At 71.1% G+C, this 19,438-nt stretch carries 16 protein-coding genes, 1 tRNA gene and 1 pseudogene; 7 read left to right on the top strand and 11 right to left on the bottom strand.

Annotated elements, in window-relative coordinates; translation table 11 throughout:
* Positions 1 to 33: 33 nt before the first annotated feature.
* Positions 34 to 1,353, bottom strand: coding sequence for a peptidoglycan-binding protein (locus tag AB0D44_RS10475; RefSeq protein ID WP_362587505.1), 1,320 nt, complete (start codon positions 1,351 to 1,353; stop codon positions 34 to 36).
* Between the two features lie 215 nt (positions 1,354 to 1,568).
* Here AB0D44_RS10475 and AB0D44_RS10480 point away from each other — a divergent pair.
* Positions 1,569 to 1,642 (top strand) — tRNA-Lys (locus AB0D44_RS10480).
* Positions 1,643 to 1,708: 66 nt separating this feature from the next.
* On the opposite strand, the gene AB0D44_RS10485 is transcribed toward AB0D44_RS10480, so the two are convergent.
* From AB0D44_RS10485 to AB0D44_RS10510, 6 genes and pseudogenes are all read right to left on the bottom strand, one after another.
* On the bottom strand, positions 1,709 to 2,398 hold the full coding sequence (locus tag AB0D44_RS10485) for a class F sortase (RefSeq protein WP_362587439.1): 690 nt from the start codon (positions 2,396 to 2,398) through the stop codon (positions 1,709 to 1,711).
* An 11-nt stretch (positions 2,399 to 2,409) separates the two neighbouring features.
* Entirely contained in the window at positions 2,410 to 3,027 is a 618-nt protein-coding gene (locus AB0D44_RS10490; protein ID WP_362587442.1) for a hypothetical protein, read from the bottom strand.
* 82 nt (positions 3,028 to 3,109) lie between these two features.
* Entirely contained in the window at positions 3,110 to 3,889 is a 780-nt protein-coding gene (locus tag AB0D44_RS10495) for an HAD-IIA family hydrolase (RefSeq protein WP_362587445.1), read from the bottom strand.
* 157 nt (positions 3,890 to 4,046) lie between these two features.
* Positions 4,047 to 4,369, bottom strand: a pseudogene (locus AB0D44_RS10500) (ABC transporter permease); the annotation flags it as partial.
* 407 nt (positions 4,370 to 4,776) lie between these two features.
* Entirely contained in the window at positions 4,777 to 5,541 is a 765-nt protein-coding gene (locus AB0D44_RS10505; RefSeq protein ID WP_362587448.1) for a hypothetical protein, read from the bottom strand.
* A gap of 317 nt (positions 5,542 to 5,858) precedes the next feature.
* Positions 5,859 to 6,971, bottom strand: a complete 1,113-nt coding sequence (locus AB0D44_RS10510) for an ROK family transcriptional regulator (protein WP_362587451.1) — start codon at positions 6,969 to 6,971, stop codon at positions 5,859 to 5,861.
* A 48-nt stretch (positions 6,972 to 7,019) separates the two neighbouring features.
* Between AB0D44_RS10510 and AB0D44_RS10515 the strand changes: the two genes are divergently transcribed.
* Both AB0D44_RS10515 and AB0D44_RS10520 read left to right on the top strand, forming a co-directional pair.
* Positions 7,020 to 8,126: a Gfo/Idh/MocA family oxidoreductase gene (locus AB0D44_RS10515; protein WP_362587454.1), complete on the top strand. Its 1,107-nt coding sequence runs from the start codon at positions 7,020 to 7,022 to the stop codon at positions 8,124 to 8,126.
* Positions 8,127 to 8,228: 102 nt separating this feature from the next.
* Positions 8,229 to 9,488, top strand: a complete 1,260-nt coding sequence (locus AB0D44_RS10520) for an ALF repeat-containing protein (RefSeq protein ID WP_362587456.1) — start codon at positions 8,229 to 8,231, stop codon at positions 9,486 to 9,488.
* Positions 9,489 to 9,587: 99 nt separating this feature from the next.
* Here the strand turns inward: AB0D44_RS10520 and AB0D44_RS10525 are convergent, their stop codons facing one another.
* From AB0D44_RS10525 to AB0D44_RS10540, 4 genes are all read right to left on the bottom strand, one after another.
* On the bottom strand, positions 9,588 to 10,445 hold the full coding sequence (locus AB0D44_RS10525) for a fumarylacetoacetate hydrolase family protein (RefSeq protein WP_362587458.1): 858 nt from the start codon (positions 10,443 to 10,445) through the stop codon (positions 9,588 to 9,590).
* 253 nt (positions 10,446 to 10,698) lie between these two features.
* Entirely contained in the window at positions 10,699 to 11,361 is a 663-nt protein-coding gene (locus AB0D44_RS10530; protein WP_362587460.1) for a YidC/Oxa1 family membrane protein insertase, read from the bottom strand.
* Between the two features lie 147 nt (positions 11,362 to 11,508).
* Positions 11,509 to 11,826, bottom strand: coding sequence for a DUF6412 domain-containing protein (locus AB0D44_RS10535; RefSeq protein WP_362587462.1), 318 nt, complete (start codon positions 11,824 to 11,826; stop codon positions 11,509 to 11,511).
* A gap of 101 nt (positions 11,827 to 11,927) precedes the next feature.
* Positions 11,928 to 12,716: a class E sortase gene (locus AB0D44_RS10540; RefSeq protein ID WP_362587508.1), complete on the bottom strand. Its 789-nt coding sequence runs from the start codon at positions 12,714 to 12,716 to the stop codon at positions 11,928 to 11,930.
* Between the two features lie 74 nt (positions 12,717 to 12,790).
* Between AB0D44_RS10540 and AB0D44_RS10545 the strand changes: the two genes are divergently transcribed.
* The 4 genes from AB0D44_RS10545 (at position 12,791) to AB0D44_RS10560 (ending at position 19,373) form a co-directional block, all read left to right on the top strand.
* Positions 12,791 to 13,792, top strand: a complete 1,002-nt coding sequence (locus tag AB0D44_RS10545; RefSeq protein WP_362587465.1) for an SEC-C domain-containing protein — start codon at positions 12,791 to 12,793, stop codon at positions 13,790 to 13,792.
* A gap of 101 nt (positions 13,793 to 13,893) precedes the next feature.
* Positions 13,894 to 15,426: an ATP-binding protein gene (locus AB0D44_RS10550; RefSeq protein WP_362587468.1), complete on the top strand. Its 1,533-nt coding sequence runs from the start codon at positions 13,894 to 13,896 to the stop codon at positions 15,424 to 15,426.
* On the top strand, positions 15,419 to 16,399 hold the full coding sequence (locus AB0D44_RS10555) for a PD-(D/E)XK motif protein (RefSeq protein ID WP_362587471.1): 981 nt from the start codon (positions 15,419 to 15,421) through the stop codon (positions 16,397 to 16,399). The genes AB0D44_RS10550 and AB0D44_RS10555 overlap by 8 nt, the downstream gene beginning before the upstream one ends.
* Before the next feature lie 127 nt (positions 16,400 to 16,526).
* Positions 16,527 to 19,373, top strand: coding sequence for a Z1 domain-containing protein (locus AB0D44_RS10560; protein ID WP_362587474.1), 2,847 nt, complete (start codon positions 16,527 to 16,529; stop codon positions 19,371 to 19,373).
* Positions 19,374 to 19,438 lie beyond the last annotated feature (65 nt).

The raw sequence follows: 19,438 nt of genomic DNA on the forward strand, positions 1-19,438 counted from the left end.
AGGTGGTGCGCGTGGGGTACATCGTGTCCTCCGTCATGCGAACAGCCGGCGCCAGGTTTCCGGGCCCGGGTAGCCGTTGGCCGAGGCGCCGCGCCAGCCCTGCGCGCGCTGGAACGCCTCGACGTTGCGGCGGTCGGCCTCGCTCCAGCGCGGCCCCGGACCGGACGTGTAGTGCTTGCCGAAGCCCTTCTTGATCAGTTGGCGGCCGAGGGCGGTGATCGCCGCGTGCGAGCGGCCCGGCCGGAACACCGAGGCCCCGGGGTAGGCCCGTACCCCGCCCGGCCCCGGCGCGCCCCCCACCGTCGGCGGGATGTCCTTGCCCTGGCGCTCGACCAGCAGGCGCCAGGTGTGCGCGCCCGGAATGCCGTCCGCGTCGGCGCCGGTCCAGCCCTGGGCGGCCTGGAAGGCCTGCGTGGCCAGCCGGTCGTGCTCGCTCCACGTCCGGTCGGCCACCCCCTTCGGGTAGAAGCGGAACGCGCCGCGGTCGATCAGCATCCGGCCCAGCTGCGCCACGTGGTCGTTGGTCCGCCCCGGGCCGAACTTCGCCGCGCCGGGGAACACCGTCGAGTCCCCCGGCTTGGGCCCCGGGACCGGCTCCTCGGGCACGATCCCGCCCTTCACCCCGTTGAACCGGTACGGGACGTACTTCGACCCGTTGGCCCAGTACCCGTAGGGCGTGGCCAGCTTCCGCGTCGTGGGCCGCGTCTGCTCGTAGGCGATGTAGTGCGTCTGCGTCTCGTCGGCCCAGCCGCCGAAGATGACCACGTGCGAGCCGTTGTTGGGGTCCGCCGGGTTGTGGAAGAGCAGCATGTCCCCCGGCAGCAGCTCAGCCTTGGTGATCTTGGTGGCGAACTTGTCGAGGCTCCCCGTCCACTCGTTGGTACCGAGGTTCCAGACCATCGAGACGTAGCCCGAACAGTCCTGCCGGTAGCCGTCCGTCCAGTACTCGGACATGCTGTACGGGACCTTCGCGTCCAGCCACAGCTTCGCCCGGTTGATGATCGTGGTCCGGTCGATCCGCTTCACCCCGGCGGGCGCCCCCGGCTTGCCGACCGCGCCGCCCTTCGGCCCGTGCAGCGGGGTCCGGGCCCCTTGCGGGGACCCGGGGTCGTCCAGGGCCACCGGCCCCGTGGCCGGGGCGGCCACCGCCACCGCGGCCGCGCCGCCACCGCTCAGGACCACTCCGGCGGCGGTGGCCAGGACCAGCGCCCGGCGCGCCCCGCGGGCTGCGGGATGACCCCCGTCCCGCAGCGGTATGGCCCGCGCGCGGGCGAGACTGCGGCGGCGCTGGGCGCACCCCCGGCACGCGCAGTCGCCCGCGGGCTCGTACTCCTCAAAGGCGGGCATCGGCATCTGCACATGCGTCGGCGGCTGCATCGTCATGCGGTTCCGTCCACTCCCCTGCTCGTCCACTGGTCAGCCGGCGCCGTATCTGGCGGGTCATCAGATGCGGCACGGCCACACATATCGTGCACGACAAACCCCTCAAACATGGGTTAATCGGACAAGGCGGGCGTGGCTGGTCACGAGCACCTCTCGAGGTGGGGTAGAGTTTTCCCTGTCAGCAAGCGCCGCTAGCTCAGTTGGTTAGAGCAGCTGACTCTTAATCAGCGGGTCCGGGGTTCGAGTCCCTGGCGGCGCACAGACGGAAGAAGCCCCGCAGCGAAAGCTGCGGGGCTTCTTCATTTTCCTCCGTACCGCCGCGCGGCTAGGCCGCCGTTCCCGGCCGCACGCCGGCGCCCGTCAGGTAGGCGGAAACCACCACGTTGGCCGTGTACTCCTTGGCCGCCTTGTCATAGGTACCCCCGCAGGTCACCAGCCTCAGCTCGGCGCGGCCCCGGATCCGCTGGCCGTACGCCTTGTGCGGGTCGAAGGCCGCCCGCTCGTAGACCCGTACGTCCTCGATGGTGAACTCGGCGACCGAACCGTCCGCCCGCACCACCCGCACCTTCTCGCCCGGCTGCGCCGAGCTCAGCCCGTAGAACACGGCCGGCTTGGACTTCGTGTCCACGTGCCCCACCATCAGCGCGGCCCCGGCGGCCCCCGGCTGCACCCCGTTGCCCCACCAGCCCACCGTGCCGGGGCGGTCGTACGGGGGCGGCTCGATCGCACCGTCCGCGTCCAGGCCCCGGGAGATCACGGGGGCCTGGATGCCTATGGAGGGCACGTCGACGCGCTGGGGAAGGGACGCGGCCAGCGGGGCGCGGGCCGCGGGCAGGGCCGGGCCCATCGCCCCGCCGGCCTGTCCGGCGAGTGTGGCCGGGACCCCGGTGATCTGCCGGCCCCACAGCCACAGGCCCAGGACCAGCACCGACCAGGCGGCGAAGGTCAGCAGTCGGCCACCGCCGGAGGACTTGCCCTCGGTCGTACGCCCCTCGCTCGTGCGCCACTCGTTCATGCGCCGCTCGTTCAGTCACCGCTGCGGCGGCGGCGCAGCGCCAGCGCCCGGCCGGCGACGGCCAGGGTGGCGGCGGCGGCCAGGACCGCTCCGATCACCGTGTGCGGCAGACCCGGGCCGTCGCCCCCGTGCCCGTCCTTCTTCGCCGCCGCGGCCAGCCGGGAGGTCTCCTCGACTTCGGCGGACATGCCGCCGCCGCCCGCGTGGACCGGCCAGACCGGGGAGGCGTGGTGGCTCGGGCGGCGGTGGGCGATCTCGATGGAGCCGCTGACCTTGTCGTGGCCGTCGCAGGTCACCCGCACGGAGTGCCAGCCCGGCTGGGCGTGCGAGCTGATCATCGCCTCGCCGTAGAGCGGGCTGCGGCCGCCGTCGCGCCCGTACAGCTCGGCGTCCGTCACGAAGACCGAGGACGTGGCCTCGCCCCTGGTGCCGTGGCAGCCGCTGACGCGCAGCTTGACCTGGGTTCCCGCGTGGGCCGGGTTCGGATCGACCGAGATGCTGCCGCCGTGGTCGCCGCGACCGCCGCGGTCCTCCTCACCCGCGAGGGCGGTGGGCGCGGTCACCGCGGAGAACGCGGTCAGGGCGACGGCCACCCCGGCGACACGAAGGGCGATGTGGACACTGCGCATGGTGAACCTCCTCAACAAGGAGATTCACGCCCGGTACGCCGCTCCGCATCCGGAGCGGCGCCGTACGTGTCAGCCGAACGCCTTAAACGAGGTCCACCAGGTCGGCGATCGAGTCGACGGTCTTGGTGGGGCGGTACGGGAACCGCTCGGTGTCCAGGGCCGTGGTGAGACCGGTCAGGACCAGGAAGGTCTGCATGCCCGCCTCCAGGCCGGCCAGCACGTCGGTGTCCATCCGGTCACCGATCATCGCGCTGGTCTCCGAGTGCGCGCCGATCGCGTTGAGACCGGTGCGCATCATCAGCGGGTTGGGCTTGCCCGCGAAGTACGGCTTCTTGCCGGTGGCCTTGGTGATCAGTGCGGCGACCGCGCCGGTGGCCGGCAGCGGGCCCTCGGTGGAGGGGCCGGTCTCGTCGGGGTTGGTGCAGATGAAGCGGGCGCCCGCGTTGATCAGGCGGACCGCCTTGGTCATGGCCTCGAAGCTGTAGGTGCGGGTCTCGCCCAGGACCACGTAGTCCGGCTCGTGGTCGGTCAGGACGTAGCCGATGTCGTGCAGGGCGGTGGTCAGGCCCGCTTCGCCGATCACGTACGCGGTACCGCCGGGGCGCTGGTCGTCGAGGAACTTCGCGGTGGCCAGGGCCGAGGTCCAGATGTTCTCCACGGGGACGTCGAGGCCCATGCGGCTGAGGCGGGCCTGGAGGTCCCGGGGGGTGTAGATGGAGTTGTTGGTCAGCACCAGGAAAGGCTTGCCGGATTCGCGCAGCCGCTTGATGAAGGCATCGGCTCCGGGGATCGGGGTGCCCTCGTGGATGAGGACCCCGTCCATGTCGGTGAGCCAGGATTCGATCGGCTTGCGCTCTGCCACTGGACTGTTCTCCGCTCTCGGTGGCGTCTGACCTCTGTGACCTCTGGTCTCTACCACCCTATCGGGGCCGGGTCGGGGACGCTCCGGGCGTCCACGGCCCGGACCCCGGGGGCCCGGGCTCAGCCCAGGCGGACGTTGTCGACGCTGAAGGCGACGGCACGGCGAGGCCCACGACCACGGACGGCACGGCGACGGGCAGCATGAACAGCGCGTCCAGGGACCGCTTCCCGCGCGGGCCGAGGGCCGCGCCGGCCAGCGCCGCCCAGGTGCCGACGGTGAGCGCCGGCAGGCTCGCGGCCACGGCGGTGACCAGGCTGGCGGCCCGGCCTGGAGGGAGTCGCCCTGTACGGCGGAGGCGTAGTGCGCGGTGGTCGGGCCGGAGGGGAACGCGCCGGACCAGTGGGTGGCGAAGGTGGCCGCGACCACGACGAGCAGGGGCAGGGCGAACAGGGGCAGGGCGAACAGGGGCAGGGCGAACAGGGGCTTGAACCAGGTAGGGGCGGTTCCGGTCGGAACTATGCGGGCCGCAGACGGGTCGTGAAGCTGAACCGGTCGCCACGGCAGAGCGAACCGCACCCGCTCCAGTTGGATGCCGTCCTGGTCCCGCGAGAGGCGGTGGATGAGCAGCATGGGGAGGGCGGGCGGGGTGCCGATCAGCAGGGCCTCGCGGGGCATGGCGAGGACCGTCTCCAGCTTTTCGTCGGCCGCCAGAACCCGCTCCAGGTGCCAGACCGGCTCACCGGCCTCGGCGCCGATGCCGGGGGCGAGGTCGGGCGGGCACGCGAACCGCTGGAGGCCGATCAGGTTCTATGCGGGGCGGGTGAACGGAGATCGGCGGGCGGAATCCTCGCGACCCGGGTCAGCGGGCGGAATCCTCGCGACCCGGGTCAGCGGGCGGACCGGCGGGCGGGGGCGCGCAGCCGCCGGGCACCGATCACGAGGCCGCCGCCGACGGCGAGGGCGAGGGCGGCGCCCGCCCCGGCCCCGTACGCCTGCTCCCGGGACCCGGTGTGCGCGAGGGAACCCGCCTCGTGCGGGCCCTGCGGACCCTCGACGGAGAACCGGTAGCCCCCGGCCTCCCCCACCCAGTCGCCGTCGTCGCCCTTGCGCTGCACGAGGGCGGCGTCCGCGAGGACCTCACCGGTGGGAGCGTCCGACGCGAAGGCGAGGCCGACCCGGACGGTCAGCGACCCGCCGGCGGCGACGGTGAAGCCGGGGAAGCCGGAACCGCCGTCGAAGACGGCGATGATCTCGTCGCGGTCGCTCCGCTCCAGGCTGACGGGGAGGGTGCCGTTCGGGGTGTCGAACTCCATCCGCAGGTGGGCGGGGCGCAGGGCGCGGGCCTTGTCGGTGAGGACGACGACGGGGTGGATGGCCGTGCAGAGGGAGTTGGTGGTGTTCGTCAGGTCCAGGTACCAGGTCTGCGGGGCACCGCCGGTCCGGTACACGGCCGGTCCGCCGCGGATCCGGGCCCCGATCGGGAAGGCGCTGCTCTTCCCGTCCCCGCAGGTGGCCTGCGCGCGGGACGGCAGGGCGGGCGCGGGCCGGGCCCCGCCGCCGCCGGTACCGATGTCCGCTGCGGAGGTGGGTGCGGTGGTGGCGACCAGGGCGGCGGTGGCGGCGCCGAGGGCAAGGGCTTTGCGCAGTCGCATGAAGGACCCTTCGCTGCTCACCGGACGGGACAGGACGGAATGGAACGGAACGGAACGATCGTAGGACGAGGTGACAATCACCCCGCCCAGCGCGCACCTTTCCACGCCCTCCGCACGCCGTGGCCCCCACCACGCCCAAGCCCCTCCGATTTACGCCCATCCGGCCCACCCGGTCAAGAACCCTCCGGTCCCCTGGCCCCCGGCCCCCGGCCCCCGGCAGGCCACTCCAGCCCCGCCGGGTCCATCCAGCCCCGCCGGGCAAATCCAGCCCCGCCGGCGTTCGAGGCGCGGGGTCCGGGGCGGAGCCCCAGCTCTGTTCAGCCCGAGGCCCGCCCGAACAAGGGCCCCAGCACCAACTCCGCCGCCCCCTCCGCAACCCCGGCCCCGGCCAGCGCCACCCCCACCGGCCCGCCGCCGGCTCCCCGCACCGCGATCACCCGCCGGACCCCGTCCAGGAAGACCTCCGGCGCCCCCGCCACCACGCGCCCGCCCAACACCACCCGCTCCACGTCCAGCAGCGCCACCAGGTTCGCCGCCCCCTCCCCCACGATCCGGGCAGCCTCGGCGAGATCCCCCCGCGCCACGGCCTCCAGGCACAGCACCTCCGCGCATCCGCGCCCCCCGCACCGGCACGGCGGCCCGTCCAGCCGCAGCACCTGATGTCCGAACTCCCCCGCCCCCGAACGCCCGCCCCGGTACACCTCCCCGTCCAGCCGCAGCCCGGCCCCGAGCCCGGTCCCCACGTGCACGTACACCGAGGTCCCGCGGGCCCCGGGGGCAACCGCCGCCGCGCCGGCGTTCGTGTCCTTGTCCAGCAGCACCGGCAGTCCCAGCCGCCGCGCCAGCACCTCCCGTAGCGCGAACCCCTCCCACCGCGGGAAACCCGTCACCCGCCCCATCACCCCGGCCCGGTGGTCCAGCGGCCCCGGCGCGGCCACGCCCACACCCAGCAACGGCTGCCCGCCCGGGTCGCCGACCCGCGCGAGCGCCCGTACGACCTCCTCCACCACCGGTTCCGGACCCGCCCCGAAGTCCAGCGGGCAGCGGCTCTCGGCGACGACCGTGCCCGCCAGGTCCACCCGTACCGCCCGCAGCTCATCGCGGTCCAGGTGCACCCCCGCCGCGTACCGCGCCTGCGGCACCAGCCGGAGCAAGGTGCGCGGCTTTCCGCCGGTGGACACCGCGCGGCCGGCCTCCGCGACCAGCCCTTCCCCGGCCAGCCGTGCCGTGATCTTGCTGACGGCCTGCGGGGTGAGCCCGGTGCGGGCGGCGAGTTCGGCGCGGCCCAGGCCCGTCGGCCCGGCTCCGCGCAGCAGGTCCAGCAGGAGCGCCTCGTTGTGCCCACGCACCGACGGCAGGTTCGCCCCGCCCCGCCCGTACGGGTACCCGTTCCCGCCGTCCTTGCCGTTTCCCCTGTTCACCCGCCCCATTCTCCACCCTCCTTGCACTTTGGCAACGCTGTTGCCAAAGTGGCAGTCATGAACGCCACCGCCCCCGCCACTCCCCCCTCCGCCCCCCTGCGCGTCGGCCTGGTCGGCTACGGACTCGCCGGTTCCGTCTTCCACGCCCCCCTCGTGGCGGCCACCGACGGGCTCGTCCTCGACACGGTCGTCACCTCCGACCCGGGCCGCCAGGCGCAGGTCCTCGCCGAGTTCCCCGACGTCCGGATCGCCGCCTCCCCCGACGAGCTGTGGGAGCGCGCGGGCGGCGCCGAAACCCTCGACCTCGTCGTGATCGCCTCGCCCAACAGGACCCACGTCCCGCTCGCCACCGCCGCCCTGACCGCGGGGATCCCCGTGGTCGTGGACAAGCCGCTCGCCGCCACCGCTGCCGAGGCCCGCGAACTCGCCGCCCTCGCCGAGCGGACCGGAACGTTCCTGTCCGTCTTCCAGAACCGCCGCTGGGACAACGACTTCCTCACCGTCCGCCGCCTCCTCGCGACGGGTGAACTCGGCGAGGTCCAGCGCTTCGAGTCCCGCTTCGAGCGCTGGCGCCCCCAGCTCAAGGGCGGCTGGCGCGAGTCGGGTGCCCCGGAGGAGATCGGCGGCCTGCTGTACGACCTCGGCAGTCACGTCGTCGACCAGGCGCTGGTGCTCTTCGGCCCGGTGGTACGGGTCTACGCGGAGGCCGACGTGCGCCGCCCGGGCGCCGAGACCGACGACGACACCTTCATCGCCCTCACGCATGCGAACGGAATCCGCTCCCACCTCTACGTCAGCGCCACCACCGCCCAGCTCGGCCCGCGCTTCCGCGTCCTGGGCTCGCGGGCCGGCTACGTGAAGTACGGCCTCGACCCGCAGGAGGGCGCGCTGCGCGAGGGGCTGCGCCCGGGCACGGACGCGGCGTGGGGCGAGGAGCCCGAGCACCTGTGGGGCCGGCTGGGTTCGGGGGAGTCCCCGCTGACCGGCGCCGGGACCCCCGTACCGACGGCTCCGGGCGACTATCCGGCGTACTACGCGGCGGTGGCGGCGGCCCTGCGCGAGGGCGGGCCCGCGCCGGTCACGGCCTACGAGGCCGCGCACTGCCTCGAGGTCCTGGAGGCGGCCCGTACCTCGTCCCGGGACGGAGTGGTCGTCGAGCTGTGAGCGAATGCTCGTGAAATCGGCGGATCCGGGGCGGAGAAACGATCTATCCTGCACGGATTGCCATCAACGTGATCATCACGTGCGTGAAGAACGGAACCCTCTGTGAAGCTGCCCCGGATCGCGTCGGTCGTCGCTGCCGCCGCGATGGCCCCGGCCGTCCTGCTCTCTTCGCCGGCCTTCGCCGCTGACGCCCCGTCGGCGTCCATCCCGTCCACGCCGTCGGCCGCGACCGCAGCGGACCAGGACTCCGAGGGCCGGCCGGTCACGGGGAGCCCTGCGGACAAGGCGGCGGGGGCGGCCGAGAAGCCTGCGGGCGAGCCGGCGGAGAAGCCCGCCGAGGACCCGCAGGCCGCGAAGGACCGGGCCGCGATCCAGGCGATCCTGGCCGACCCGGCGAGCGGGCCGGGCGTGCGCGAGGCGGCCGAGAAGGCGCTCAAGGGGACGGCCGCGGACATGCGGCACTTCCTGGAGGTCGTCTGGCAGCAGGAGCAGTACTCCGACGACCGGGTACGCGTCACCCAGATCCACAGCGTCGGGGGCGTCGCCGTCAAGCGGGAGGCGGAGAAGGCCATGCGGGCCGGAACCCACGCCGCGCTGAAGGAGTTTCTCGCCGTCGGGCAGCACCAGGCCCGGTACGAGGACGACCAGGTCGAGCTGTTCCGCATGCTGGACGGCGCGGGCCGGGGCATCCGCGAGGCCGTCGAGAGGCTGCTGCGCAGCGGAACCCCGCAGGAGGTGCGCAAGTTCGTCGAGGTCGACCAGCACACCATCCGCGCGAGCGACGACCGCGTCGAGCTCTCGCGCATCTACGAGAGCGCCGGCCCGGGCCTGAAGGCGGCCATCTCCGCCCTCCTCAACGGGCACCCGACCAACGCGGAGCTGCGCGAGTTCGTCAAGACCGGGCAGCACAAGCTGCGCGACGAGGACAACAGCGTCCTGATCTGGGCGATGCTGAACAACGCCGGTCCGGAGCTGAAGGCGGCCGCCATCGCCGCCCTCAAGGGAACGCCCGAGGACCGTGCCGCGTTCCTGGCGACCGGCCAGCACGAGGCGCGCGCCAAGGACAAGGCCGCCGAGGACGCCGCCAAGGCGGAGCAGGACAAGAAGGACAAGGACAAGAACAAGGACGGGAAGGACGGGGACGGGAAGGACGGGAACGGGTCCACCGGCACCGGCACGACCCAGGGCTCCGGCGGAAACGGCAACGGGAACGTGACCGCGGCGGGCGGGTCCGCCCCGCTCGCGAACACGGGCGCCGGTTCCGAGAACCTCTGGTTCGCGGGCGGCAGCGCCGCCGCGCTCGCCGCGGGCGCCGCTCTGGTGGTCACCAACCGCCGTCGCCGTACGCCGGCCGAGGGCTGAGCCGACCCCCCACCCCCACACCCCCACACCCCCACACCGCGCGCCGAGACACGGAAGGGGCGGAGCTGCCGCTGCAGCCCCGCCCCTTCCCTCGCGTCTTCAGGCGCCCTTGAACTCCTGGCGCTGACGGCCGAGGCCGGCGATCTCCAGCTCCACGACGTCACCGGCCCGCAGGTACGGCTTCGGTTCCGGCTGGCCCATGGCCACGCCGGCCGGCGTACCGGTGACGATGACGTCGCCCGGGTACAGGGTCATGAACTGGCTCAGGTACCGGACGACCTCGCCGACCGGGAAGATCTGGTCCGCGGTGTTGCCGTCCTGCTTGAGCTCGCCGTTGACCCACAGCTTGACGTCCAGGACCTGCGGGTCGGGGATCTCGTCGGCGGTGACCAGCCACGGGCCGAGCGGGGTGAAGGTCTCGCAGTTCTTGCCCTTGTCCCAGGTGCCGCCGCGCTCGATCTGGAACTCGCGCTCCGACACGTCGTTGACCAGCAGGTACCCGCCGACATGCGCGAGGCCCTCCTCGGCGGAGGCCAGGTAGCGGGCGGTGCTGCCGATGACGACGCCGAGCTCGGCCTCCCAGTCGGTCTTCACGCTGCCGCGCGGGATCAGCACGGTGTCGTCCGGGCCGACCACGGTGTCCGCGGCCTTCAGGAACAGGATCGGCTCGGCCGGCGGCTCCGCACCGATCTCGGCCGCGTGCCCGAAGTAGTTCAGCCCGATGCCCACGATCTTGCCTATGCGGCCGACGGGCGCGCCGATCCGTAGCCCTTCGGCGTCCAGGACGGGGAGCTCGCCCGCGTCCGCCGCGTCCCTCACCCGGGACAGTACGGAGTCCTCCGCGAGGAGAGTGCCGTCCACATCCGTGATCAGGCCGGACAGGTCACGCAGGGTGCCGTCCTGGTCGAGCAGCGCGGGGCGCTCCGACCCGACGGGTCCGACACGCAGCAGCTTCATGGGCATTCTCCCGTGGTCGTGGGTGGTCGGCGCAGGGGCGGGCCCAGGCGCCGGCCGATGGGTTGCGGCCATCGGAGGATTGGTCGATCCTCCAAGAAGTCCGATCAATCCGCAAGACCCTGTTCACGGACTGGAACGCCGACCTCCGCGGCTGCCCGCGCGACCTCCGCGGCCGGCCCACCGGCCTTCGCGGCCGCCGGCCGCCCACCGCCCACCGCCCGCCGCCCGCCTTACCAGCCGCCTTACCGGCGCCTTACCGGCCGCCTTCACCCGCCCGGGCTGCGCGGGACTGCAGCCAGGCGCGCTCCGCCACCGACCAGGCGGTGGTGGTCAGCAGGTACAGCCCGGCCGCCAGCGGCACCACGGCAGCGGTGATCAGCGTCCCGAAGGACAGCAGGGGCAGGACGCCGCCCAGCTTGCGCATGACCTCCTGCTGCTCGGCGCTCACGCCGACCGGAGCGGCCGCCGCAGCCCGGGCAGCGCGGCCAGCCGGGCCAGCCGGGGCGAGCGCGGCCGCGGTGGCAGCCCGGCGTCCCCGCACCGCGCTCCACGCGGCCACGACCCCGATCGCCGCGAACAGCCCGAGGAACACCAGCCCCTGCTCCCCGAACAGGCCGCCCTCCCCCAGCGCCTCGGTCCACCGGGCCCCCAGGGGCGCGGCGAACAGCCGGTGCGCCAACAGTTCGTCCCCCGAGGAGAAGGCCTGGTACATCAGGAAGAACACCGGCAGCTGCAGCAGCACCGGCAGGCACCCCGCCGCCGGGGTCGCCCCGCGGAAGGCGGCACGGCTCAGCGGGTGCAGGGCGAGCCGCACGAGCACGGTGAACAGCACGATCGCGGCAGCGGTCGCGGACTCGGCCAGTACCGGCTCGAGAAGCCGGCCCAGCTCGGCAACAAGATGAACGAAAACGGACACGCGGGCCCTCCGAAGGGTCTCGTCGACGTCGAAAGAGATGCAGGGAGATGCATTTCGGCGTGACGACCCGCGAGGGGCGACGACAGTGATCAGTCAGCAGAAGGCGAGAGGTGGTGCGATGGTGCGGTGGTGCGGTCCTGCGCGCCCCTACGCGGCCGTCGGGACCGGACGGCCGGGCGCCCTGGGCCGCGAGCGGCCCGAGGCATCGGGATCGCGCTGCGGCAGGAACGCCGTGCGCTGCTCTCGATCACGGATCGCGGTGCGTATGCGGTGCGGTGGCACGGGCCGCGCCAGCCGCGCGGCGGCGGCCAGGGCCTCGGAGCCCACGGCGACGGTGGCGGCCAGTGCGACGACGACCGCGCCCAGCCCGCCCTCCCCGGCGAACAGCGCGAGGACTGCCCCGAGCAGCAGCAGAGCCGCGACCCACGAGGACCGGGGGGCGAACAGACGGAAGCACCGAGCCATGCCGACCTCCCCCTTCCCCTCCCCCGCGCGAACCTCCGTACGAGACCCGCTCCTTGCGATCGATATCGATACTAACCGGGCCCACTGACAACACGGCGGGCTCATGCCTTGAGCGTCCCCCACACCACGAGCCGGTACTTGGACGTGAACTCGGGCGTGCAGGTGGTGAGCGTGATGTACGCCCCGAGCTCGCCGTACCCGTACTCCGGCTTCACCAGGCTCCGCGGCACGGGCGCGATGACCCCCACGTCCCGCTCGGTCGTCTCACCGAGCACCTTCCCGACCACGTACGTGAACCGCCGCCCGCGCACCTCGACGATCAGCTCGTCCCCCGCCCGCAGCCGGTTGACGTACCGGAACGGCTCCCCGTGCGTGTTGCGGTGCCCGGCCAGCGCGAAGTTCCCCCGCTCCCCGGGCCCGGCGGTCCCCGGGTACTGCCCGGCGTACCCCTTGTCGAGCACGGCCCGCTTGTCGATCCCCTGCGCGACGGGGACGGTGATGCCGAGGCGGGGGATCCGCAGGACGGCGTACGCCTGGTCGCGGGCCGCCGGTCGAGCGGCGGGGGCGGAGGCCTTGGCGGACGGCGACGACCGGGATTCCGTACCGCCGGAAGACGCCGAAGACGCGGATGACGCGGATGACGCGGAACCGGCCGGATCGCCGGCGGCGGTCTCCTCCCCAGGGCTGTCCGGCGCCCGGGCCCAGTCACTCTCCAGGGCCTCGACCTGCTCCTGCGCGGCGGCAGCGGCCTGCCGGTTGGTCCACCACACCTGGTGCACCACCAGCAACAGGACCACCACCCCCACGGTGACGGTCAGCTCGGCGGCCGCCCACAGCACCCCCGCGAGACCGGCCCGGCGCGCCCGCCGGCCGCTCCCCTGAACCACCACAGGTATGTGATCCCGCACGGGCCGCACCCTAAGTCCTCCCCCGTCAACTGACCAGCAGCAGTACGGTGTGATCCATGCGCCCTGACACGCCTGCCGAGCACATCGCCGAAGCCGAGCGCCTCATCCGCACGGCGACCCGCTATCCCGAGGACCAGGAGCCGCTGCTCCTCCAGGCCGCTGCCCATCTCGAGCTGGCAGACGCCCGGGACCGCGCCAGCGCGCTGTACGACCAGCTCCTCTCCGCCTCCCCGGCCAACCCTCACCTGATCAAGGCCCTGCAGGCGGCGAACCTCTGGGAGTACGGCCACGAACCGGAGGCCCGCGCCCTGATCTCGGGCATCCGCACCGTCTCCCCGAAGGACCCGGCGCCCTGGGAGGTCATCGCGGAAACCCTGGAGGCCCACGACGAGTTGGAGGCCTCGCACGACTGCTTCACCGAGGCGGCGACCCTCCTGATCGCGGAGGACTACCCACTCACCCCGGCCACCACCGCCCTCCTGACGGGCCGCCACCGGGTCCGCCGCCTGCTCGGGCTTCCGCACGACGACTGGGACATGGTCGCCGACACCCGCCACATCGGCCCGATCCCGCTCGACGAACTCCACGACCCCAAGCGCATCTGGGCCCTCGGCTCCGACGACCCGGCCGAACTGCGCGCCGAGATCGCCCGCCTCCGCGCCGAACTGGGCGACCGCCGCGCCGCCCTCTCCCGGCCCTTCCCGGTGGCGATCCTCCACTGGCCGGCCCGCGAGCTCGCCGAACTCCTCACCTCGTACCCCACCCTCGCCGCGGAGTACCCCTCGCACGAGGCCCACCTGCGCGACATCGAAACCTCGCTGCGCGCCCTCGCCGCCTCGGGCACCACGAACCTCGGCATCGTCACGGCGAGCGTCCCCTCGTACGAGGCCTTCGCCGCCTCGGAACGCACCTCCCCGGCCTCCCCCTCCCTCCTGGCCGAATACGCCACCACCCTGGCCGCCCGCGGCAAAGCCACCCCCTGGCCCCCCACCCCCACCAACCCCTGCTGGTGCACCTCGGGCAAGCCCTACGCGGAGTGCCACGGCACGCGTCCCTGAGTGCCCCGGTCACCGATCCCCGGTCGTATTCACCCAGACCTGCCGCAAGGGACACGCGCGGATTAGGCTCGTCCTCGATTCGACGATCCCCGAGGCAGGTAATGACCGACGACTGGCAGTTCGAAGTTCCCACCACGGGCAGCAAGCACCTCCCTCCTGACGCCCGGTACATGGAGGCGCTCAGCAGCCAGGGATACGGGTTCGAGGTGGCAATCGCCGATCTTGTCGACAATTCCATCGACGCCGGGGCACGGGACGTGGTGATCCACTTCCTGCGGGACGAGGACCGACTCGTAAGCCTCCTCGTCATCGACGACGGGAAGGGGATGAGCGAGGAGGAACTCGACGTCGCCATGACCGTCGGGGGCCGGCGCGACTACGCCTCCGAAGCCCTCGGGATGTTCGGCACCGGATTGAAGTCCGCATCGCTGAGCCATGCCTCCGCGGTGACGGTCGTGAGCAAGACGCGAAGGACCAGGGCCGTGGGCCGCCGTTGGCTCATGGAGCGGGCGGTGAACGGGTACCAGTGCGACATCGTGGCCGCCGACTATGCGCAGACACTGATCGACCGGTACGCCCAGCGGCCGATCACCTGGCAGGGCACCGTCATCCGCTGGGACGGCGTGAAGAACTTCCCCCGCAACGGCGGAGGCGGGCAAACCGACCGCTACCTGCACCGCACCATCAACCGACTCGGCCTGCAGCTCGGGCTGTACCTGCACAGGTTCCTCGCCAGGGACGACTTCAACATCACGATCGCGGTCGAGGACGTGAACACCGGAACCGAATACATGAACTTCGGAGTCGAGCCCCTCGACCCGTTCGGATATCCGATCCCGGGCCATGTCGACTACCCGCGGCGCTTCACCGTGGATCTCCCTTCCGTCCCTTCCGTATCCCTTGACGCCCACGTCTGGCCTGCGAAGTCGACCCTGGATGGATACAAGGCGGTCGGCTCCGTCCTGGAACGTCAGGGATTCTATTTCTATCGACACAATCGTCTCGTGCAGGCAGGCGGGTGGAACAATTTTCGCCAGCCGGATCAGCATCTCTCCCTCTCGCGTGTCGCCATCGACCTTCCGCCGAACGGCAACGATGTCTTCCGGCTGACCGTGAAGAAGGAAGGCGTGGAGGTGTCGCCCGAGTTCATCTCCGCCTTGGAAGAGGCGCGGGACGCCGAGGGGCGGCGCTTCGTCGACTATGTCGCGGACGCCGAGTCGGTCTACCGGGAGGCGCGCAAGCGGGCCGGCACCACTCGAAGGTCCGTCGTCGGACCGGGCAAGGGCTTCGATCCCGTCGTGCGGGAGGCAATCGAGGACGAACTGCCGCTGCTGCCGGGCGAAGAACCCATAGCCATCCGGTGGCAGGCATTGGACAACAGCCTGTTCTTCGATGTCGACAGGGAGAACAGAACCATCGTCCTGAATCAGCACTACCGGTCGGCGATTCTCGGCGGACGGCGCGGTGGCCTCAATGACGCCCCTACGCTGAAGTCTCTGATGTACCTGCTGCTCCACCAGGTATTCGAGAAGGAATACAGCGGTAGTCGGGAAAAGGACAACCTTCAGTTGTGGCAGTCCATCCTCGTGGCCGCCGCACGCACCGAACTGGAACGCATGGGCGACGATGACTGACATCGGCGGATACCCGGAGCTCCCCTGGTCGACCGTCGAGCACTATCTCGGCGAACGGCAGGCAGCAAGCTACCGGCTCTCCGCACCGACCGCGCAGCGTGCGGTCTGGTACGAGATCGGGGACGGCGGGCAGGAGATCTCTCTGCAGGTGGAACTCGATCGCCATCAGCAGCCACCGCGCTCACCACTGCCGGCGGTGACCATCGACCAGGTGCGGCGCGGCGAGGCTCGAATGGCCCGCATCCACACCACCCACGTGGCATTGATGCGCGACTTCCACGATCTGCTCATCGCCGTCGCGAACCGCATCATCACCGGCGAGCGCGATCTCGGGCAGGCCTTCGAGGAGACGATCCAAGCCTGGGGGCGGCTGCTCGACCAGCCCCGCGGCCTCGGGGTGGAGCGGCGCATAGGGCTCCACGGCGAACTCGCGGTGTTGCGTGCCGTGGCACGTTCCCATGGGTGGGCGCAGGCGGTCGAAGCGTGGACCGGGCCCCAGGCCGAACAGCACGATTTCGGGCTGCCCGACTCCGATCTCGAGGTGAAGACCACCGCCTCCGACAGGCGTCGACACACCGTTCACGGGATACACCAGCTGACGGAGAGCTCGGGGCGACCCTTGTGGTTCGCTTCCCTCCAACTGACGCGTGGCGGCCTGGGCGGCCGCTCCCTGGGGGAGTCGGTGGCCGCGGTGATCCGCGACGCCCGCGCGGCGCATCGCATCGCGTCCGTGCGCCTGGAAAATGCCCTCGCGTCCGGCGGTTGGAGCGAGAACGATCCGGACGACGAACGCTGGACTCTGCGCACGGCGCCTTTGCTCCTCCCTGCCGAGCAGCTGCCGCGGTTGACCGAGTCGATGATCCCCGCCGCCGTCCGAGAGCACGTTTCATCGATCGACTACCGCATGGACGTATCCCATCTGAGCTCGGCACCCGGCTCGCCGGTCGACCTCACCGACTTCCGCCTTCCGTGACCGACGAGGACTCCCATTGACCAGCAACGAAAACCTCCGGCTCCAGCTGCACAGTGCCGTACTGTCCGACCTCGACGGCAGCAAGCCGAAGAACCTGGCCCGCGCCCTGGAGTACCAGGCCGAGGACATGGCCCCGGAAGCCGCGGCATTCGCCGACGAGGCCGACTTCCAGGCAGCGCTGAAGGGATCCCGCTCCACACATCAACTGGTGGAGCTCTGGCGCAGACAGCTCACGCGGTGGGACTACGCCGACCAGCCGGCCTGGACAGATACCCCGCCCCGTACGGACGAGCGCAGGGCCGAGATCCATCGCCTGCTGAAGCTGGAGGAGGCCACGCGCACGTTGCTCGACGGGTTGATTCCCGTATCGAAGGCGGCGGTCTCCGTGGTGATCAGCCCGGAACACAAGCCCTGGTACACGCCGCAGTCCCAACTCAGCCGGCCTCACTACTGGCCCGCATACCGCGGACTTCTGGCCGCGAAGGGGTGGCCGGCCGATGCCGTGGCCGCGTTGGACGTGGCGACCGATCAGGTCGTCGAACGGCTGGCCGATCCGACCGACTCGGAGGTCTACCAGTCCAAGGGACTCGTCGTGGGCTACGTACAGTCCGGGAAGACCGCCAACTTCACCGGCGTCATGGCCAAGGCCGTGGACGCGGGCTATCGACTGGTGATCGTTCTCGGCGGAACACTCAACATGTTGCGAGCCCAGACCCAGCGACGCCTCGACATGGAACTCGTCGGCAAGGAGAACATCCTCCGAGGAGCCGGAGAGCTGGAGTCGGACTACGCAGACGACCCCGCGTGGAGGGCCGGGAAGTTCGTGACCTTCGGCAGCCTTCCGTCGGCACTCGGGGCGTTCGACATCGTGCGCATGACGACGCGGGACGACGACTACAAGAGCCTGCTGCAGGGGATCACCGCCTTGGAGTTCGAAAAGCGGGAACCGGCCCTTCCCCTGTACGACCGGGAGAACCTGCACCGTTCCGCGGCACGCCTGATGGTGGTCAAGAAGAACAAGACGGTGCTGGCCAAGCTCGTCAAGGACCTGGGAAAGATCAAGACCCCGCTGGCGGAGATCCCCGTCCTGATCATCGACGACGAGTCGGACGAGGCCTCGGTCAACACCGCGAAGCCCGACGTCCAGCGCAGTGCGATCAACGAGCAGATCTCGAAGCTGCTGAACATGCTGCCGCGTGCGCAGTACGTGGGCTACACGGCGACACCGTTCGCGAACGTCTTCGTGGACCCGAGCGACACCGAGGACATCTTCCCCAAGGACTTCCTCATCTCCCTACCCCGTCCCGAGGGCTACATGGGGGCGCGCGACTTCCATGACCTGGACAGCGAGGTGGAGGAGCACGAGCGCACCTTCGCCAACTCCAACGAAATGGCGCACGTCCGAGACATCCTCGACGACGCGGAGGATGACACCTGCCTGCAGCAGGCCATGGACATGTTCGTGCTGACGGCCGCGATGAAGCTGTACCGGGAGGACGCGGGCGGACTCGGTGACGGATACTTCGAGCACCACACGATGCTCGTCCACGAGTCGGTGCGCACCGGCGTCCACCGCGACCTGCACGACCGGGTGCTGAATCTGTGGCACAACGCCGGGTACACCGGCCCCCGCGGGCACGAGCGGCTGCGCAAGCTCTTCGAGACCGATGTGGCTCCCGTCTCGAAGGTCCGTGCCGACGGGCAAGCGGTGCCTGCTTCCTATGAGGAGTTGATGCGCTACGTCGGTCCGGCGAGTGTGCGGATCGGCGGTGATGGCGAACCGATCATCGTAGTGAACGGTGACAAGGACCTGGAGACGGGCGAGGCCGACTTCGACAAGCGGCCCATCTGGAAGATCCTCATCGGGGGACAGAAACTGGCACGCGGCTTCACGGTCGAGGGGCTGACCGTTTCGTTCTTCCGCCGACGGGCCGGAAACGCCTCCACGCTCATGCAGATGGGAAGGTGGTTCGGATTCCGCAAGGGATACCGCGACTTGGTGCGTCTCTACCTCGGCCGCAGAGAGACCATGGGGCGGACGGAGGTGGATCTGTACGACGCCTTCCAGGCGATCTGTCTTGACGAGGAGGCGTTCCGTTCGGAGCTGCAGCGGTATTCCGTGATGGTGGACGGACGGCCGCAGATCACGCCCGCCCAAATCCCTCCGCTGGTTTCCCAGCATCTTCCGTGGCTGAAGCCGGCCAGCCCGAACAAGATGTACAACGCCAGGCTGGAACTTGTGCGGTCCGCCGGACGCTGGGAGGAACCCACCGCCTATCCGCAGAAGGGGGAAAATCTCCGGCACAATACGGAGTTGTGGCTTCCGTACCTCGAGTCCCTCGCAGGGCAGGCGACCACGTACGGGTATCACTTTCCGGACAAGGGCATCGTCCACCGCTTCCGGGCCCTGAGTGGAGTTTTTTCCGCGAGCACGGTCCTCGAGACCCTCCGCAAGCTGCGATGGGAGGTTTCCGAGCAGTTTCCTCCACACCTTCGGTACCTCTCGGAGATCACCGAGGCCGGCAAGGTGGACGACTGGGTGGTACTGGCTCCACAGCACGCCTCGGGCGCGGAAGCCAAGACCCTCGCCCTCGGCACGGCAGGTCGGTCGTACTCGTGGTTCTCACGTGACCGCCGCGCGGACCGGGGACCCCTCTTCGGAGCGATCAGCGACAAGAAGCACCGCGGGGTGGCCCACCGGATCGCGGGAGCGCTGGGTACCTCCGGGGACGATGCCACGGAATCCCTGGTGGCCGAACGCCGTGGCGCGGTCGTCCTGTACCCGGTCGTCGAGACGATTCATCAAGGCACCATCGGCGCGGATCGGCGCATGGATTCGGACAAGATCGTCATGGCGTTCGCCTTCGTGGCGCCGGCATCGGCCCACAGCGCCAACGGACAGGTCGTCCAATTCACGACGATCTCCTCCAAGCCCAGTGCGATCATCGACGTCACTGAGATCGACAAGAGTTGATCTCCTGGTACGGCAGCGGCGAGGCGAGCGACCGTCTCACTGCCGCCCGCATCGGGACTTCGGGG

The sequence above is a fragment of the Streptomyces sp. NPDC048349 genome, assembly GCF_040651925.1.
Classification (GTDB): Bacteria; Actinomycetota; Actinomycetes; order Streptomycetales; family Streptomycetaceae; genus Streptomyces.

Excerpts from the sequence above, each read along its gene's own strand:
- AB0D44_RS10490 (WP_362587442.1), bottom strand. The coding sequence starts at position 3,027 with ATGCGCAGTGTCCACATCGCCCTTCGTGTCGCCGGGGTGGCCGTCGCC.
- AB0D44_RS10505 (WP_362587448.1), bottom strand. The coding sequence starts at position 5,541 with ATGCGACTGCGCAAAGCCCTTGCCCTCGGCGCCGCCACCGCCGCCCTG.
- AB0D44_RS10515 (WP_362587454.1), top strand. The coding sequence starts at position 7,020 with ATGAACGCCACCGCCCCCGCCACTCCCCCCTCCGCCCCCCTGCGCGTC.
- AB0D44_RS10555 (WP_362587471.1), top strand. The coding sequence starts at position 15,419 with ATGACTGACATCGGCGGATACCCGGAGCTCCCCTGGTCGACCGTCGAG.
- AB0D44_RS10550 (WP_362587468.1), top strand. The coding sequence starts at position 13,894 with ATGACCGACGACTGGCAGTTCGAAGTTCCCACCACGGGCAGCAAGCAC.
- AB0D44_RS10525 (WP_362587458.1), bottom strand. The coding sequence starts at position 10,445 with ATGAAGCTGCTGCGTGTCGGACCCGTCGGGTCGGAGCGCCCCGCGCTG.
- AB0D44_RS10510 (WP_362587451.1), bottom strand. The coding sequence starts at position 6,971 with ATGGGGCGGGTGAACAGGGGAAACGGCAAGGACGGCGGGAACGGGTAC.
- AB0D44_RS10545 (WP_362587465.1), top strand. The coding sequence starts at position 12,791 with ATGCGCCCTGACACGCCTGCCGAGCACATCGCCGAAGCCGAGCGCCTC.
- AB0D44_RS10485 (WP_362587439.1), bottom strand. The coding sequence starts at position 2,398 with ATGAACGAGTGGCGCACGAGCGAGGGGCGTACGACCGAGGGCAAGTCC.
- AB0D44_RS10535 (WP_362587462.1), bottom strand. The coding sequence starts at position 11,826 with ATGGCTCGGTGCTTCCGTCTGTTCGCCCCCCGGTCCTCGTGGGTCGCG.
- AB0D44_RS10560 (WP_362587474.1), top strand. The coding sequence starts at position 16,527 with ATGGCCCCGGAAGCCGCGGCATTCGCCGACGAGGCCGACTTCCAGGCA.
- AB0D44_RS10475 (WP_362587505.1), bottom strand. The coding sequence starts at position 1,353 with ATGCCGATGCCCGCCTTTGAGGAGTACGAGCCCGCGGGCGACTGCGCG.